Here is a 16,815-nt window from a genome sequence, read left to right as displayed (position 1 = left end):
AGAGGGATACTATGAACGAACGTGCGATTCATGTGCTAGAGTTTCAAAAGGTTCGTCAAGCGCTAGCCCAGCATGCCTCGTCATCGCTAGGAAAAGAAAAAGCGAATACGTTAATGCCTTCTCCTTCATTTGAGAAAGTGCAAATATGGCATGAACAAACTGACGAAGCAGCGACGATTGTGCGTAAAAAAGGTCACGTTCCTCTTGGGGGAATGTCTGACATTCGTCCGCATATTAAACGCGCCGAGATTGGTGGTGCTTTAAACCCTGAAGAGCTCAGTGCTGTTGCATTAACGATTTATGCAGGTCAGCAAATGCAGCGCTTTACTGATGACTTAAGAGAAGAGGGAGAAGATCTCCCTCATTTATACGAAACGATAGACCATATACACGGCTTAGCTGAATTGCGCAGGCACATTGAGCAATGTATTGACGAGCATGGAGCCGTATCAGATTCTGCGAGCCATACCCTTGGTGTCATTCGGCGCCAGCGCCGGACAACAGAGTCACGGGTACGTGACAAGCTTAACCAGATGACAAAATCAAGTTCAACACAAAAGATGTTGTCCGATTCAATTATTACAATCCGGAATGATCGTTTCGTCGTCCCTGTGAAACAGGAATATCGACAAGCAATCGGCGGTATCGTTCATGATCAGTCGGCATCTGGACAAACACTTTTCATTGAGCCGCAAGCTGTCGTTACGATGAATAATGAGCTGCGCCAACTTCGGGTTAAGGAAAAAGAAGAGGTTGAGCGCATTTTACGCATGTTGTCTGGCGAAGTTGCCGAAGAAACAGAGGCACTCATGACCAATGTTTCCACGCTAGCTGAAGTGGATTTTTGGTTTGCCAAAGCGTTTTATGGCGCAGCCATTAAAGCGAGTCGACCAGCATTGGACGAAACAGGGCATACGAAGCTGTTTCAAGCTCGACACCCGCTGCTTGATAGTAGTGAAGCAGTGCCAAGCGATATTGAGCTCGGTGGCGATTTTCATACAATGGTTATTACCGGTCCGAATACAGGCGGAAAAACGGTCACATTGAAAACGTTTGGCCTCATCACATTTATGGGGCAAGCTGGTTTGCAAATCCCTGCGCGGGACGGGTCTAAAATCGGCATTTTTGAAAATGTGTTTGCCGATATTGGCGACGAACAGTCCATTGAGCAAAGCCTTAGTACATTTTCTTCGCATATGACGCAAATTGTTGATATCTTAAAAGAAGTGAATTCAAATTCTCTCGTCTTGTTTGATGAGCTTGGTGCCGGCACCGATCCACAGGAAGGTGCGGCTTTAGCAATGGCGATTCTTGATGAGGTGCATAAAAAAGGGGCGAGCACGATTGCGACGACGCACTACCCAGAATTGAAAGCATATGGGTACAACCGTGAAGGCGTCATTAATGCTTCCGTAGAGTTTAATACAGAGACGTTACAGCCGACTTACCGCTTGCTGATCGGCGTACCGGGACGGAGTAATGCGTTTGATATATCACGTCGGCTCGGTCTGGAAGAAGATATCGTTGCAAAAGCCGCCGACCAAGTCGGTGTAGAGAGTCATAAGGTCAACAATATGATTCTGTCATTGGAACGCTCGCGTAAACGTGCGGAAGAGGACAAAGAGGCTGCCGAAGCGCATTTAGCAGAAGCTGAAGCTTTGCACCGTTCGCTTGAGGAGGAATTGGCACAATTTCAAGAAGAAAAGGAACGGCTGTATCAAAAAGCGGAAGAGCGTGCTGAAAAAACGCTGGCAGCGTCACGAGCAGAAGCTGAAGAAATCATTCAACAATTACGTACGCTCCAGAAACAGTCCCAGCAAGACATTAAAGACCACGAATTGATTGAAGCGAAAAAACGACTTGAGGAAGCAAGTCCGAAATTGACAGGAAAGAAAAAGAAACCTGCTATACCGAAAAAACCGCGACATCAAAACTTGCAACCTGGAGATGAAGTGAAGCATATCCCATTTGGTCAACACGGACACATTGTTGCTAAACGAGGCGAAAATGAATTTGAAGTACAGCTTGGTGTCTTAAAAGTCAAAGCTTCATTAGACGATTTGCAATATGTTTCACGGCCTGAGCCAGTTGAGACGCGACCCCTATCTGTAGTGAAAGGGCGCGGGCAACCTGTCAAGACGGAGATTGATTTACGTGGGGAACGCTATGAGGATGCTTTGCATCGATTAGAAAAGTACGTCGATGAGGCTCTCTTGTCCGGTTATCCCCGGGTGTCGATCATTCATGGAAAAGGAACGGGCGCACTTCGTAAAGGCGTACAGCAATTTGTCAAACAGCACCGCTCCATTAAAAGTTCACGGATGGGTGAATCGGGAGAAGGAGGCAGTGGCGTCACTGTCATAGAGTTAAAATAGAGGTGGAGGTCAGACTATGAGCTCATTCTGGGAAAATGATTTTATAACAACCGCAGGGAATTATAGTGTCGTCGTCTTGAGCATCATCGTCTTCCTCGCCATCTTTGAGTTAGTGACGAAGTACAGCAATTGGAAAGAAATTCGCCAAGGAAATATATCAGTGGCAATGGCGACGGGCGGGAAGATCTTTGGGATTGCCAACATTTTTCGCCATTCCATCCTGCAAAATGAATCTGTGCTCATGATGTTTGCTTGGGGTTGCTTCGGCTTCTTTCTATTAATGTTAGGGTACATTATGTTTGAATTCCTGACCCCAACATTTAATGTCGATAAAGAAATTGAGAAGGATAACCGGGCAGTAGGACTTTTATCTATGATTATTTCCGTAGGCTTGTCCTACGTGATCGGTGCAGGCATCCATTAGAGAAAGGAGCGCTTGTATGGAGCGATTAGCAAAAGTGTTGATTCTCTGTTGCGCGGTCTTTGCCATTCTTGGAATTGTTTTTTTATGGATTTCTTAAAATAAGTGTATGAATGTAGCGTAGCGGGTAAAATAACCTGAAACAAATTATTCGCAGAAGTGTGTTAGATTGTTGTATACTCATTGTGATCTACCCCATCCAAATTGGATGATGATTACTTGAATGATTGGAAGGAGGAACATTTGTATGGCAATTACAAATGTAACAGACGCAACATTTACTGACGAAACGAGCAAAGGTTTAGTCTTAGCGGACTTTTGGGCAACTTGGTGTGGACCATGTAAAATGATTGCACCAGTGCTTGAGGAACTCGATTCTGATATGGGCGACCAAGTAAAAATTGTAAAGCTTGATGTAGATGAGAACCAAGAAACTGCCGGAAAGTACGGCGTCATGAGCATTCCAACACTCCTCGTTATGAAAGACGGAGAGGTTGTTGACCAAGCGGTTGGCTTTCAGCCTAAAGAAGCGCTTGCAGAGTTGCTTAAAAAGCATCAGTAAGTGTAAACGATTGACGAAAACCGGCCAAAAGGCCGGTTTTTAGCGTTATGAATGACATACGCAAGTTTCCATCTAGGATGACTCACCATCATTTGCAAATGCGAGCATGCCTGCGAATGAAAACGAGATGAAAGGAGGAAGGACATGCTCAAAGATAAACTGCACATTCTTCCTGAACAGCCAGGCTGCTATTTAATGAAAAATAGACATGGTCAGATCATCTATGTAGGCAAAGCGAAAAACTTGCGCAATCGTGTAAAATCGTATTTCACCGGATCGCATAATGGGAAAACGCTGCGTCTCGTCCAAAACATTACCGACTTCGATTACATTGTAACGTCATCTGAATTTGAGGCTTTGCTTTTAGAAATGAATTTGATTAAAAAACATGACCCGAAATACAACGTCATGCTAAAAGACGATAAAAGCTACCCTTTTATCAAAATTACGAAGGAAAAACACCCACGACTGCTCATTACCCGGAAGGTCAAAAAGGATGGCGGCAAATACTTTGGTCCGTACCCTAATGCATTTGCGGCAAATGAAACAAAAAAGCTTTTAGACCGCCTGTATCCTCTGCGTAAATGTGATCGGCTACCAGATAAAGTGTGTTTATATTATCATATTGGGCAGTGTATGGCTCCTTGTGTCTATCCGGTTAGTGAAGACAAAAATAAACAAATCGTTCAGGAAATCACCCATTTTTTAAATGGCGGTTTTAATGATATCAAAGTCCAACTGCAAGCAAAAATGGAACAAGCGTCTGAACAGCTTGAATTTGAGCGTGCAAAAGAATATAGAGATCAAATTGAACATATCCAATCGGTAATGGAAAAACAAAAAATGATGTCGAGCGACATGACGGATCGAGATATTTTTCATTTTGCATATGATAAAGGCTGGATGTGCGTCCAAGTCTTTTTTATCCGGCAAGGAAAGCTAATCGAGCGTGATGTTAGTTTATTTCCTTTTTACGGCGAAGCGCATGAAGATTTTTTAAGCTTCATTGGGCAGTTTTATAACCAAAGCCATCATATTAAGCCAAGGGAAGTCTGGCTTCCGAAGGATGTAGACGGAGAAACGGTGCAAAAACTTTTGGATGTAAAAGTTCAACAGCCGCAGCGAGGAAAGAAAAAAGAGCTCGTTGATTTAGCGAGGAAAAATGCCAAGCTTGCCTTACAAGAGAAATTTAAACTGATCGAGAGAGATGAAGAACGGACAATTCTTGCTGCAGAAGAAATCGGTAAGGCGTTAAATATTCCTTATCCTGAGCGGATTGAAGCCTTTGACAATTCAAACATTCAAGGCGCGGATGCCGTATCAGCCATGATCGTATTTGAAGATGGAAAGCCGAATAAAAAAGAATACCGTAAGTACAAAATAAAAACTGTGCAAGGACCCGATGATTACGCAAGTATGCAGGAGGTTGTGCGGAGAAGATATGCTAGAGTACTCCGTGAAGGCGGAAGGTTGCCTGATTTAATTATTGTTGATGGTGGAAAGGGTCATATGAGCTCTGTCAAGCAAGTGTTAGAAGACGAATTTGATCTTGGGATTCCTGTGTGTGGCTTAGCCAAGGACGAGAAGCATAAGACGGCGGAACTTTTGTATGGTAATCCACCTGCTGTAGTTTCATTGCAACGAAACTCTCAGTCCTTTTATTTGCTACAGCGCATTCAAGATGAGGTACACCGTTTTGCTCTTTCATTTCATAGACAGCTCCGTTCAAAAAATTCTTTTCACTCTACGCTCGACGGTATCCCAGGCGTTGGTGAAAAGAGACGAAAAACGTTGTTAAAGCATTTTGGCAGCGTCAAAAAAATAAAAGAAGCAACGGTTGAGGAGCTCATTACAGCTGGCATCCCCCAGGCCGTTGCGAAAAATGTATATGATCATTTGCATCAAGAGAGGGAAGAAGACCACACAAATTGACTTATGCATACCATTCAACAGTAATCGTAACGATCCCTTTTTTGATGCTTCACTAATCGTTCCTTCAGCTTCAGCTTCAAAAATGTTGGCAATGGTTTCAGCGATAAATCCGGCTTCAAGCGCAAATAAATCAGACGCAGATGCATCATTTTTTTCAAGGAGCACCGGATTTGTAAGCTCAAAAACAAGGTGGGCTTTCTTCTGTCTGATCAGACGCAGTTTTCCCCACTCAGCTTTATGAAAGAATACAGGACATTCGTCTAAAGACTGCAAAGGAAATTTTCGCGCTAATGATTTTCCAGCATAATAAAGGATCGGTTTCTGTTGTTTCCCTAAAATGTCCGGAAGTAACGTATGTCGCAATAAACGAATCGAGAATGGGGAGGCAACCGTTTCGTTTGTGTCGGGTTGCTCCGCAGCATCGTGCTTACTCTTACTTTGTTCATCCATTACAAGATTCCTCCGTTCTAATCGTGATGGCGGTTAGCGTTTCTTTTCTGAAAAGGAGCTTCGCTTCCTTGACCTTGGGAACGCATGGGAGTAAAATGAACATGCACCACATTATAGCGAAGTTTTTTACATATTGAAAATGGTTTTAATCTGGTGTCTAGGCATCATTAAAACCACGTGTGAAAATTTCAACAGGAAAAATTACAGATGTACAAGGGGGTTAGGGAGTCGATGAGTGCAAAATCAGAGTTTTTTGTTCGGAGATTGCATTCGTTGCTGGGCGTGATTCCAATAGGGATCTTTCTGATTCAGCATCTAATTGTTAACCATTTTGCCACAAAAGGTGCTGATGCCTTTAATCAAGCCGCAAAATTTATGGAAAACTTACCATTCCGGTATGCATTGGAGATTTTTGTGATCTTCTTGCCATTGCTTTTCCATGCGGTTTATGGTCTTTACATTGCTTTTACAGCAAAAACAACCTCGGGCACTTCAGTTATTTTAGAAACTGGATGTTTTTTTGCAAAGAATTACCGGGGTTATTACATTGATCTTTGTCGCCTGGCACGTATGGCAAACCCGTCTCGCATACCAATTCTTTGATGTTCCTGTCAATTTTGACATGATGGCAACGATCTTTGAAAGCAATTTCATGATTGTGTTCTATCTTGTTGGTGTTTTGTCGACAATTTTTCACTTCGCCAATGGTTTGTGGTCATTCGCAGTTACTTGGGGTTTTACAGTTACGCCAAAAGCGCAACGTTGGGCTTCATATGCGTCTGTCGCAGTGTTTTTGGTTCTCTCCTATATCGGAGTTCGGGCCATTTTCGCGTTTATCGTTTAGTGCAGCTTAACTAGGGAAGGAGCGGACATCCATGAGTCAAGGAAAAATCGCTGTGGTTGGCGGTGGATTAGCAGGTCTGATGGCCGTTATAAAAATTGCTGAAGCCGGCATGAATGTCGATTTATTTTCTATCGTTCCGGTAAAGCGTTCACATTCTGTGTGTGCGCAAGGTGGCATAAACGGAGCGGTCAATACAAAAGGGGAAGGCGATTCCCCATGGGAGCACTTTGATGATACAGTGTACGGTGGTGACTTTCTTGCCAACCAGCCACCGGTAAAAGCGATGTGTGACGCAGCTCCCGGAATCATTCATTTAATGGATCGAATGGGCGTTATGTTTAACCGTACGCCTGAAGGCTTACTAGACTTTCGTCGTTTTGGCGGTACGCAACATCACCGTACAGCCTATGCGGGGGCATCTACTGGACAGCAGCTGCTGTACGCATTAGATGAACAAGTTCGTCGTTATGAAGTTGCTGGTCTCGTCAATAAATATGAAGGCTGGGAATTCCTCTCCCTCATTAAAGACGATGATGAAACGACCCGTGGTCTCGTCGTGCAAAACATTACGACAATGGAAGTGAAAGATTTCCGGGCTGATGCGGTCATCTTAGCTACAGGTGGACCTGGTATCATCTTCGGAAAATCGACAAACTCAATGATCAACACAGGATCTGCAGCATCTGCGGTTTACCAGCAGGGCGCAGCGTATGCAAACGGGGAGTTTATTCAAATTCATCCAACAGCAATTCCTGGTGACGATAAGCTACGGCTGATGAGTGAATCTGCTCGTGGAGAAGGTGGACGAGTATGGACGTACAAGGACGGTAAGCCTTGGTACTTCCTGGAAGAAAAGTATCCGGCTTATGGAAACCTCGTACCACGTGATATTGCTACGCGTGAGATTTTTGATGTGTGTGTCAATCAAAAACTAGGCATTAACGGTGAAAACATGGTTTACCTCGACCTTTCTCATAAAGACTCGCATGAGCTTGATGTTAAGCTTGGTGCCATCATAGAGATTTATGAAAAGTTCATGGGGGACGACCCTCGTAAAGTGCCGATGAAAATCTTCCCCGCTGTTCACTATTCGATGGGTGGGCTGTGGGTTGATTTTGATCAAATGACTAATATTCAAGGGCTGTTTGCGGCTGGAGAATGTGATTACAGTCAGCACGGGGGTAACCGTCTCGGTGCGAATTCACTTCTTTCTTCCATTTACGGTGGAATGGTCGCAGGGCCAAATGCCGTAGAATACGTGAATGGACTTGAAAAAGTGGCCGAAGATTTGCCAGCTTCTATTTTTGAAGAAGCACAGAAACGAGAAACAGAGAAATTTGAAGAAATTCTGAGCATGGACGGAGACGAAAACGCCTATGCACTGCATCGTGAGCTAGGTGAATGGATGACAGACAATGTGACTGTTGTTCGTTATAATGATAAGCTGTTAAAAACGGACGAAAAAATTCAGGAGCTCCAGGAACGTTTTAAACGCATAAATGTTCATGACACGTCACGTTGGAGCAACTCTGGAGCAATGTTCGTTCGTCATCTTGAAAATATGCTTCATTTGGCGCGCGTGATTACCATTGGCGCATATAATCGGAATGAAAGCCGTGGTGCGCATTACAAGCCAGATTTCCCTGAGAGAAATGATGAAGAGTTCCTGAAAACAACGAAGGCGATGTTCAATCAGGAAACGCAATCTCCGGAATTCTCGTATGAAGAAGTGGATACTTCTTTAATTGCTCCACGTAAACGAGACTACTCTCAGCAGAAGAAAGGAGCGAAATCCTCATGAGTGAGAAAACCATTCACCTCATCATTACTCGTCAGGCAAGCCCTGAATCTGAGCCTTATGATGAAGAGTTTTCCATTCCGTATCGTGAGAATATGAATATCATTTCGGCGTTGATGGAAATCCGCCGAAATCCAGTCAATAAAGAAGGAAAAGCAACGACACCTATCCAGTGGGACATGAACTGTTTGGAAGAGGTGTGTGGTGCGTGTTCAATGATCATCAACGGCACACCACGTCAATCGTGTACGGCATTGATCGATCAGTTTGAACAGCCGATTCGTTTAAAGCCGATGAATACGTTCCCGGTCATTCGTGATCTCGTCATTGATCGCAGTCGCATGTTTGATGCTTTGAAGAAGGTTAAAGCATGGATTCCAATTGATGGTACGTATGATCTCGGACCTGGTCCACGGATGCCAGAACGCCGTAGACAATGGGCCTACGAGCTTTCTAAGTGTATGACTTGCGGTGTATGCTTAGAGGCTTGTCCAAACGTCAACAGTAAATCTGATTTCATTGGACCAGCGGCGATTTCCCAAGTCCGTTTATTCAATGCGCACCCAACAGGCGAAATGAATAAAGAAGAACGACTGGAAGAATTGATGGATGAAGGTGGTTTGAGCAATTGCGGTAACTCGCAAAACTGTGTTCAAGCTTGTCCGAAAGGGATTCCTTTGACAACCTCCATCGCAGCAATGAACCGTCAGACGACAATTCAGTCGTTTAAAAGCTTCTTTGGCAGTGACAACTAATGATCAACGAACACAACGTATTGCCTTCCTGAAATCATCAGGGAGGCTTTTTTGATCGTCAATTTGATATCAACTTTGCGGAAATGGACTGTTCAAAAAGTCACAGGTCTCCTAGAGGTAACATACTTTATGGTGATGTAATGTTTTCCCTTGTATCGTCACCGTTGAATTTCCGGCAAGGAGGTATCATATGATTGAGAGATAAAGAGTATCAGCCAAAGCCATTGTTAACAAAAAGAGAACGAGAAGTCTTTGAGCTGTTAGTTCAAGATAAGACCACGAGGGAAATCGCTGAAGAGCTATTTATCAGTGAAAAAACTGTTCGAAACCATATTTCTAATACGATGCAGAAACTTGGGGTCAAGGGGCGTTCTCAGGCTGTGGTGGAGTTATTACGTATGGGCGAGTTGACACTTTAGGATTGACCGGCCTTTATGGCCGGTTTACATATAGTGAACGACCAGCTAAAACTTGACAAAATGAGTAGATATACTTTAAAACTTGAAATTTGCCGAAAAACCGTACAGAATAAGTAAAAGAAGTTTAAGGAGGTCAGTCATTGAATAAAGATGATCATGTGCAAGGAATCGAAAAATCCTTGCGTTCTATTTCCGGTATTCTTAAACAAATGGTAGAGAAATCCTTACGCATTATCCAATTACGCCCCCTCAATTTGTAGCCTTGCAATGGCTTTATGAAAAAGGGGATTTGACAATAGGGGAGCTTTCACACAAATTGTATTTAGCCTGTAGCACAACGACCGATTTAGTCGATCGTCTAGAAAAAAATCACCTTGTGCGCAGAGTGCGTGATGCGAATGATCGTCGGGTTGTGCGCATTCACGTTCAAGACGAAGCTATTCGTATTATACGTGAAGTGATCGAAAAGCGTCAGCAGCACCTCGAACACATATTGCGTGAGTTTGACGAAAAGGATATTGACTATTTAGCTACTGTACTTGAAAAACTTGAATTATCGATGGTTAAAGAACGTACAAAAGCTAAAGCAACGAACGAACATTCATAATAACAACATACAACAAGAAAAGATGGGGAACTGATTTGGAAAATAACAGGCCGATTGGCGTCATTGACTCAGGTTTAGGTGGGCTTAGCGTTGTAATGGAAATGATCAGGCAGCTGCCGAATGAACAGATGATCTATCTAGGAGACAGTGAGCGGTGCCCATATGGCCCTCGAGATGCAGAAGAAGTACGAAAGTTCACACAGGAAATGGTGGACTTTTTATGGATCGAACACGACATTAAAATGCTTGTCATTGCCTGTAATACAGCGACCGCTTTCATGCTTGAAGACTTGCGAAAAATCCTGCCGATTCCTGTCCTCGGGGTCATCCATCCGGGTGCACGCGCAGCAATCAAAAAAACAACGACAAAACAAATCGGCGTCATAGGCACATCAGGTACGATTGCTAGCCAAGCATATGAAAAAGCATTGCATGGGATTGATCATACTGTTCTTATTAAAAGCTTAGCTTGCCCAGAGTTTGTTGTACTTGCAGAAAAAGGCTGTTTTTCAGGAGAAGACGGACAGGAAATTGTTTCGAATGTGCTGGGAACGACTTTTCAAGATGCAGGTGTAGATACACTCATCTTAGGTTGCACTCACTATCCATTGCTGGCGCCAATGATTCAACACGCGGTCGGTGAACACGTTCATTTGATTTCATCCGGAGAAGAAACGGCTAGGGAAGTGAGCACGCTATTGCATTACCATCAATTAGAACGAAATTCTCGGCAACAGCCTCATCATTTTTATTATACGACTGGATCAGCCACAGCCTTTCAACAATTAGCAGAGCGTTGGATGGGGGCACCTATCTCAGTCGCTCAAGTATCACTGCAACACTATGTTAAGGAGCAAACAGGGCTTTTGTAACTTAGCAACAACAGCGACCGGCCAATCCGTGCTTGGTTGCTTTTTTATGAGCTTATAAAATTTGCCTTTCGCTATTTAAAAATTGGTCTATTCATTCAAAAGGCTCGTATACATCTTAGTACAAACCATTTCGAGGAGGGAACGTATGCGAGCGCATCATAGACGAGGCTTATTGCCCCTTCTGCTCATCATGTTTATTGTCATCTTGGCTGGATGCATGTTCCAAGGGGAAGACGAAAGTGCGAAGAAAATTGATCCGCCACCAGAAATGACCGTTCATGAGGAACAATCAGAAACAGAGGAATCAGATCAAGTCAGTCAAGAACAGTCCGATCAGACGAGCGCACAGGAACTCTATTTGCTCGATTCAAATGGCTATGTCGTACCACAAACACTCGGATTGCCGCAAACAAATGAAGTTGCCTCACAGTCGTTAAACTATCTTGTTAAAGGCGGTCCGGTGACCCAGCTACTTCCTAACGGGTTTCAGGCGGTTCTTCCAGAGGGCACAGAAGTTCTCGGTGTTGATATAAAAGACGGAGTTGCGATCGCCGACTTTTCAAATGAGTTTGCCAATTATCAACCTGAGGATGAAAAGAAAATTGTCGAAGCGATTACTTGGACCTTAACGCAATTTGACGGAATTGACAAAGTGAAAATTTGGATTAACGGTTACGATCAAGACGTTATGCCCGTTAATCAGACACCCATTATGGAAGGACTCACACGTAAAGCAGGTATTAATCAACAAAGCACAGATGTCGTCGATATTCGGACGACGGAACCAGTTACATTATATTACATTGCACAACATGACAAGGATGCATATTATGTCCCTGTCACGAAAAGAATTAGCCAAGACCGTCTTGGGTCGTCTGCCGAAGCTGCTGAAGCCGTCGTTGAGGAGCTCGTAAAGGGGGCAAGCTTTGACTCGTCTCTACTATCCGCTTTCAATGTCAACACCGAATTGTTAGAGCGTCCTGAGATTTTAGAAAACACCGCGCGCATATCATTTTCACCGTCAGTGTTGAACGGGGATGAGCAACCAACACTCTCTGAAAATATCCTTCAGCCACTCGTCCTTTCCTTGACAGAGCTTGAAGGTGTGGATCAAGTCAGTGTGACTGTCGAAAACGAAGACGTGCTCGTTAATCAAAACGGTGAAACCGTTAAAGAAGTGATGGCACGACCAAGCGTCACAAATCAAGGGAAATTTTAAGCTGAGACACCTAGTCATGCGGGCGGCAGCCTAATGAATAAAGGCTCGCTCATCAGTTCTATCCCGTCTTCCGTCTTCACGCCTATGCTGACAAATGACAACAAGCCATGATGAGAAAAATGAAAGAGTGACTATGGATACAAAACAAAGAGTGTAGTAAAAACAAGCAGAAGACTTTGGCTACACTCTAAGCTCTTGCAGTAAGTTATGCAGGAGTTTTTTATTGATTTTAAAAAAACACAAGTACATTTTGGATGCGAAGGAAAAATAGCGTATACTGTGAATATGAAAAAATGATGGAGGATTGAATTGTATGCAAAGAAATCACGAGCGTCAGGCTGATGAACTTCGGCCGGTAAATATAGAAACGAACTACTTAATGCATCCAGAGGGATCGGTGCTCATTTCAGTTGGAGGGACGAAAGTTATTTGTACCGCATCGATCGAAGAAAAAGTACCCCCATTTATGCGCGGCGAAGGAAAAGGTTGGGTAACAGCGGAATATTCAATGCTGCCAAGAGCGACAGAACGTAGAAACATTAGAGAATCTTCCAAAGGGAAGGTCAGTGGACGGACGATGGAAATTCAACGGTTAATCGGTCGTGCATTGCGTGCCGTCGTCGACTTAGAATTGCTCGGAGAACGGACGGTGTGGATTGATTGTGACGTTATTCAAGCAGATGGTGGGACAAGAACAGCAGCCATTACAGGCGCTTTTGTCGCAATGACACAGGCCATTCATCGCTTGTACGTAGAAAAAGGGATGTCAACCTTTCCTGTCAAAGATTGGCTGGCAGCTGTATCCGTCGGGCTGACCCCTGAAAATGATGTCATTCTCGATCTGGAATATGTAGAAGATTCGAGTGCAAACGTTGACATGAACGTCGTCATGACCGGGAGCACAGAATTTGTTGAGTTACAAGGCTCCGGTGAAGAAGCAACTTATTCGATGCAAGAGCTCAACGCAATGCTGCATTATGCAGATAAAGGTATTCATGAGCTCATTCAAATTCAAAAAGCAGTGATTGGCGAAGCTGCTGAACTTATTGTATGAAAGGGTGCCATCAGTGAAATTAGTTGTTGCAACACACAATCAAGGGAAAATTAAAGAATTCAACGCGCTTTTTGCAAATCAAGGCGTCGACATATTATCCTTACAAGATGTGCATTTTCATGACGATATTGAAGAAACGGGAGAAACCTTCGAAGAAAATGCGCAAATCAAAGCAGAAACCGTTGCTAGGGCAGTTGGCCTACCTGTCGTTGCCGATGACTCTGGTTTGGCCGTAGACGCATTAAATGGCGCACCTGGTGTGTATTCTGCTCGTTACGCCGGTGAGCATAAAAGCGATGACGATAATAATGCTAAGCTTTTAAAGGAATTAGAAGGAGAAGAACAGCGAGGAGCGGCATTTGTTTGCGTACTTGCGCTTAGCATCCCAGGAAAATCGACACGTTTCTATCGAGGAGAGTGCCGTGGGATTATCGGCATGAAGGAGATGGGCAATCACGGCTTTGGGTATGATCCTTTGTTTATCCTCCCAGATCGCCATAAAACAATGGCCGAGCTTTCACCAGCTGAAAAAAATGAAATCAGCCATCGGAGCATTGCGCTCCAGTCGTTAATGAGCGATTGGACGTCCATCAGTGAGGAGGCAGAAGAATGACGAAGCCACTCATCGTTTTAAGTGACAGCCATGGTTATGAGAAAGAATTAGCAGTAATCCATGATCGTTATGAGCCAGACGTAACGATCATCCACTGCGGCGATTCCGAACTTGATCCAAAAAACCCTTATGTAAAAAACATGACGATTGTCAAAGGCAATTGCGATGCGGGGGCGTTTCCAGAAGTGAAGCTCATTGAGTGGGGTGGCTATCGCTTGTTTGTCGCGCACGGACACCGACATGGCGTGAAGCAGTCTCCAGAAGCGATTGTCCAAAGCGCTAAACAAAACGAAGCACACGTCGTTTTACACGGGCATTCTCATATCGCAGAAGCGTTTGATTACCAAGGCATTCTCGTCGTCAATCCTGGCTCTGTTCGGCTCCCAAGAATGCGTAAAGAGAAAACCTATGCTGAACTTCACGCAGAAGGAAACGATATCATCATTCATTGTAAGGAATTTACTTCCGGTCGTACCATTTTTAAAGAAAAATGGTCATCTGTCCGTTAAAAAAGCATTGACAAAACAACCGTATGAAGGTAAAATAATTCTTGTCGCGTTATTCATAAGCGCGTGACACGCGGGTGTAGTTTAGTGGTAAAACCTCAGCCTTCCAAGCTGATGTCGTGGGTTCGATTCCCATCACCCGCTTATATTTTATGTCCCAGTAGCTCAGCTGGATAGAGCAACAGCCTTCTAAGCTGTGGGTCGCAGGTTCGAATCCTGCCTGGGACGTCACTATAAATTAAAAGTTACTAAGCGCTAAACCTTAGAGCACCAAGGGATTAGCGCTTTTTTTATTTCATTTCTTACTTTGATTATCGAGCTTGAAATCAGTTGATCTTTTTGATCTTGGGGCAGGATTGGGGCAGGATTTTAAAAACCCCTCATTTAGATTTCTTTTTTTGTACAAAAGAGTCAAAGTGAGAAGAAGCTCTTTCGTCAGCTTCTGCCAATAGATGACTATAGATTCTCATTGTTGTATCCATGCGTGTGTGACCAAGCCTTTCTTGGATAACCTTTGCGTGTTCACCTTGATTGATAAGATGAGTTGCTGACGCATGTCTGAGCGAATGAAAACGAATGTGTTTAAAATTATGCCGATTGGTGAACCTTCTCCACCATTGGCTAATGGAATCTGTTCGTATTGGTCGTCCAGTTTCTGGATCGCCCCACAGAAAAAGGTTATCCGGGTATTCCCATCGGGAGCCGGCGCCGAATTTCTCTTGCTTCCTTATATGAGACAATTTTAACAGCATCTTCATAACTTCTTTCGGGATAGAGACATGTCTGACTTGATCGTTCTTAACGCCTTTGAGGACAGCGCCAACGCCTTTTTTATTTGTAATAGCTTGTTCGATGTATATCGTGTTCTTTTCTTCATTTAGATGTTTAGCTTCTAGACCTGCAATTTCGCCTTCTCTCGCTCCTGAAGTGAATGCTAGATAAACCATCACCCTCCAACTAAAAGACTCTGATTCAAGCAACTCGAAGATTTGAGCCATCTCGTCAGGTGTATATACATCACTTTTTTTATGTTCAACTCTCGGAGGTTTTATGTTCTCAGAAGGGTTGCTTTTAATCAACTTCCACTCCACGGCTCTTTCCAGTATATTAGCAAATGCTTTATAACTGTTGCTGATCGTGGATGATGACAGCGAACCCGTTTTGCCGTCAAGTCTAACGTTATCGTCCTGTTGTAAGTATTTAAGGTACTTTTCAATGTGCATAGGCCTTATGTCAACAACTTTAAAATGGCCATACATGGGTTTTATGCGCTTAAGGTAAATATTAGTATATTCGCCGAACGTTCGCGGTTGCATCCTTGATTCCATGAGGTCAAGCCAATCTTCAAAATGCTGATCAAGCGTTTTATTGTTCGGTTTAATGTAATCACCACCGAGAACTTCAAGCTCAAATTCAGCTAGCAGCGGCTTAGCCTCGGTCTTATTTTTTGCCTCGACTGTTTTTCTTTCTCGGATAGGTGCTCCTTCGGCTGTGTAACCAGTGACGACATTCAAACGAAACTTACCTTTACCGCGTTTTTCGATGTATCCCATCTTGCTTCTCTCCTTATAAGAATGTATGTTCTGTTTGTTGTTGAAAAGAATAGCCTTAACGGCTATATTAATAAATAACAATAAATTGGGGTGAGAGTTTTGAATGAAAAAGTCAATGTTTTGTTAAGTAAGGAAGAGATAGAACTCATCATTGGTGCGATTGATTACCTAAATTATGAATTTGATATAGAAGATTCTCCAGAATTCGATTTAAGAGAAAAATTATACAACATCGTCGAAAATCAATTCCACAGAGATTTTGATGCCTGAAATTATTTGTTCTGCATCCCATTGAAGTGTCATGCCTGATTTACTGTGCGAGCTACCTCTTCTCAACTCATTCTGTATTTGGCAACTAAAAAATGCGATATTCGGAAATTAAAAATGCTGCGCTTGCCAATGGATGCTCATTTTGATTCATTCATCATCAATGAGTCTTTGTGACGAAAACTATCACGGTTGAATACAACTAGATGAGAGTGGTGAATCAGCCGGTCGACAAACGCTTCTGTCAGGATCGGATCACCAAAAATGTGATTCCACTGCCCAAACTGAAGATTTGTCGTGACAATGACACTGCGTCTCTCATAACACAGGTTCAGAACTTGGAAGAGGAGTTCTGCTCCCTGTTTGTGTAGTGGCACATAGCCAAGCTCATCCAAAATCAAAAGGTCCAAGTCTTCAATTTGCTTATATATTTTTCCTAAGGTGCCTTTTTCATTGGCATCTAATAAAGCATTCACTAGCTGGGCTACAGTATAGAAGCGCACTTTCTTACCTTGATGCCGTATGGCATGCCAACCTGCTGTTGCTGCCAGAAGCGTCTTCCCAGCCC

Annotated in this window: 15 protein-coding genes, 2 tRNA genes and 3 pseudogenes; 17 read left to right on the top strand and 3 right to left on the bottom strand. The window is 43.5% G+C overall.

Going from position 1 to position 16,815, the window contains the following annotated elements:
• Positions 1-11: 11 nt before the first annotated feature.
• The 4 genes from G4V62_RS08500 (at position 12) to uvrC (ending at position 5,290) form a co-directional block, all read left to right on the top strand.
• On the top strand, positions 12-2,375 hold the full coding sequence (locus G4V62_RS08500; protein ID WP_165201197.1) for an endonuclease MutS2: 2,364 nt from the start codon (positions 12-14) through the stop codon (positions 2,373-2,375).
• A gap of 16 nt (positions 2,376-2,391) precedes the next feature.
• Positions 2,392-2,799 carry a DUF350 domain-containing protein gene (locus G4V62_RS08495; RefSeq protein WP_165201195.1) on the top strand — a complete coding sequence of 136 codons (408 nt, stop codon included), beginning with the start codon at positions 2,392-2,394 and terminating at the stop codon, positions 2,797-2,799.
• A gap of 244 nt (positions 2,800-3,043) precedes the next feature.
• A complete protein-coding gene (gene trxA, locus G4V62_RS08490; protein ID WP_165201193.1) occupies positions 3,044-3,358 on the top strand; it encodes a thioredoxin in 315 nt (104 codons plus the stop codon).
• 144 nt (positions 3,359-3,502) lie between these two features.
• The gene (uvrC, locus tag G4V62_RS08485; RefSeq protein ID WP_165201191.1) at positions 3,503-5,290 is read left to right on the top strand and encodes an excinuclease ABC subunit UvrC; all 1,788 of its coding nucleotides are present in this window, start codon (positions 3,503-3,505) and stop codon (positions 5,288-5,290) included.
• A 33-nt stretch (positions 5,291-5,323) separates the two neighbouring features.
• Here uvrC and G4V62_RS19805 read toward each other — a convergent pair.
• Positions 5,324-5,740: pseudogene (locus G4V62_RS19805) on the bottom strand (DUF2507 domain-containing protein); the annotation flags it as partial.
• A 231-nt stretch (positions 5,741-5,971) separates the two neighbouring features.
• Here G4V62_RS19805 and G4V62_RS08475 point away from each other — a divergent pair.
• The 12 genes and pseudogenes from G4V62_RS08475 (at position 5,972) to G4V62_RS08420 (ending at position 14,655) form a co-directional block, all read left to right on the top strand.
• Positions 5,972-6,584, top strand: a pseudogene (locus G4V62_RS08475) (succinate dehydrogenase cytochrome b558 subunit).
• Positions 6,585-6,615: 31 nt separating this feature from the next.
• On the top strand, positions 6,616-8,385 hold the full coding sequence (sdhA, locus tag G4V62_RS08470; RefSeq protein WP_165201187.1) for a succinate dehydrogenase flavoprotein subunit: 1,770 nt from the start codon (positions 6,616-6,618) through the stop codon (positions 8,383-8,385).
• A complete protein-coding gene (sdhB, locus tag G4V62_RS08465) occupies positions 8,382-9,137 on the top strand; it encodes a succinate dehydrogenase iron-sulfur subunit (protein ID WP_165201185.1) in 756 nt (251 codons plus the stop codon). The genes sdhA and sdhB overlap by 4 nt, the downstream gene beginning before the upstream one ends.
• Before the next feature lie 194 nt (positions 9,138-9,331).
• The gene (locus G4V62_RS08460; protein WP_165201183.1) at positions 9,332-9,556 is read left to right on the top strand and encodes a helix-turn-helix domain-containing protein; all 225 of its coding nucleotides are present in this window, start codon (positions 9,332-9,334) and stop codon (positions 9,554-9,556) included.
• A gap of 140 nt (positions 9,557-9,696) precedes the next feature.
• A pseudogene (locus G4V62_RS08455) lies at positions 9,697-10,163 on the top strand (MarR family winged helix-turn-helix transcriptional regulator).
• Positions 10,164-10,198: 35 nt separating this feature from the next.
• A complete protein-coding gene (racE, locus tag G4V62_RS08450; RefSeq protein WP_165201181.1) occupies positions 10,199-11,035 on the top strand; it encodes a glutamate racemase in 837 nt (278 codons plus the stop codon).
• Positions 11,036-11,180: 145 nt separating this feature from the next.
• A complete protein-coding gene (locus G4V62_RS08445; RefSeq protein WP_165201179.1) occupies positions 11,181-12,254 on the top strand; it encodes a GerMN domain-containing protein in 1,074 nt (357 codons plus the stop codon).
• A gap of 313 nt (positions 12,255-12,567) precedes the next feature.
• Positions 12,568-13,308, top strand: a complete 741-nt coding sequence (gene rph, locus G4V62_RS08440) for a ribonuclease PH (protein ID WP_165201177.1) — start codon at positions 12,568-12,570, stop codon at positions 13,306-13,308.
• Positions 13,309-13,321: 13 nt separating this feature from the next.
• Entirely contained in the window at positions 13,322-13,921 is a 600-nt protein-coding gene (locus G4V62_RS08435; RefSeq protein ID WP_165201175.1) for an XTP/dITP diphosphatase, read from the top strand.
• Complete coding sequence (locus G4V62_RS08430; RefSeq protein ID WP_165201173.1) at positions 13,918-14,430, top strand: YfcE family phosphodiesterase; 513 nt, start codon at positions 13,918-13,920, stop codon at positions 14,428-14,430. Before G4V62_RS08435 ends, G4V62_RS08430 begins: the two co-directional genes overlap by 4 nt.
• A gap of 70 nt (positions 14,431-14,500) precedes the next feature.
• Positions 14,501-14,571 (top strand) — tRNA-Gly (locus G4V62_RS08425).
• Positions 14,572-14,581: 10 nt separating this feature from the next.
• A tRNA-Arg gene (locus tag G4V62_RS08420) sits at positions 14,582-14,655 on the top strand.
• A 152-nt stretch (positions 14,656-14,807) separates the two neighbouring features.
• On the opposite strand, the gene G4V62_RS08415 is transcribed toward G4V62_RS08420, so the two are convergent.
• Entirely contained in the window at positions 14,808-15,980 is a 1,173-nt protein-coding gene (locus tag G4V62_RS08415; RefSeq protein ID WP_165201171.1) for a tyrosine-type recombinase/integrase, read from the bottom strand.
• 99 nt (positions 15,981-16,079) lie between these two features.
• Here G4V62_RS08415 and G4V62_RS08410 point away from each other — a divergent pair, with 99 nt between their 5' ends.
• The gene (locus G4V62_RS08410; protein ID WP_165201169.1) at positions 16,080-16,250 is read left to right on the top strand and encodes a hypothetical protein; all 171 of its coding nucleotides are present in this window, start codon (positions 16,080-16,082) and stop codon (positions 16,248-16,250) included.
• 137 nt (positions 16,251-16,387) lie between these two features.
• Here G4V62_RS08410 and G4V62_RS08405 read toward each other — a convergent pair.
• The coding region (locus G4V62_RS08405) for an ATP-binding protein (RefSeq protein ID WP_165201167.1) at positions 16,388-16,815 on the bottom strand (428 nt) is incomplete at its 5' end.

Origin of the sequence: Litoribacterium kuwaitense (genome assembly GCF_011058155.1) — a bacterium.
In the GTDB taxonomy this organism is placed as follows: domain Bacteria; phylum Bacillota; class Bacilli; order Bacillales; family DSM-28697; genus Litoribacterium; species Litoribacterium kuwaitense.
The sequence above is the reverse complement of the archived record's forward strand: the minus strand, read 5'-3'. Positions and strand labels throughout refer to the sequence as shown.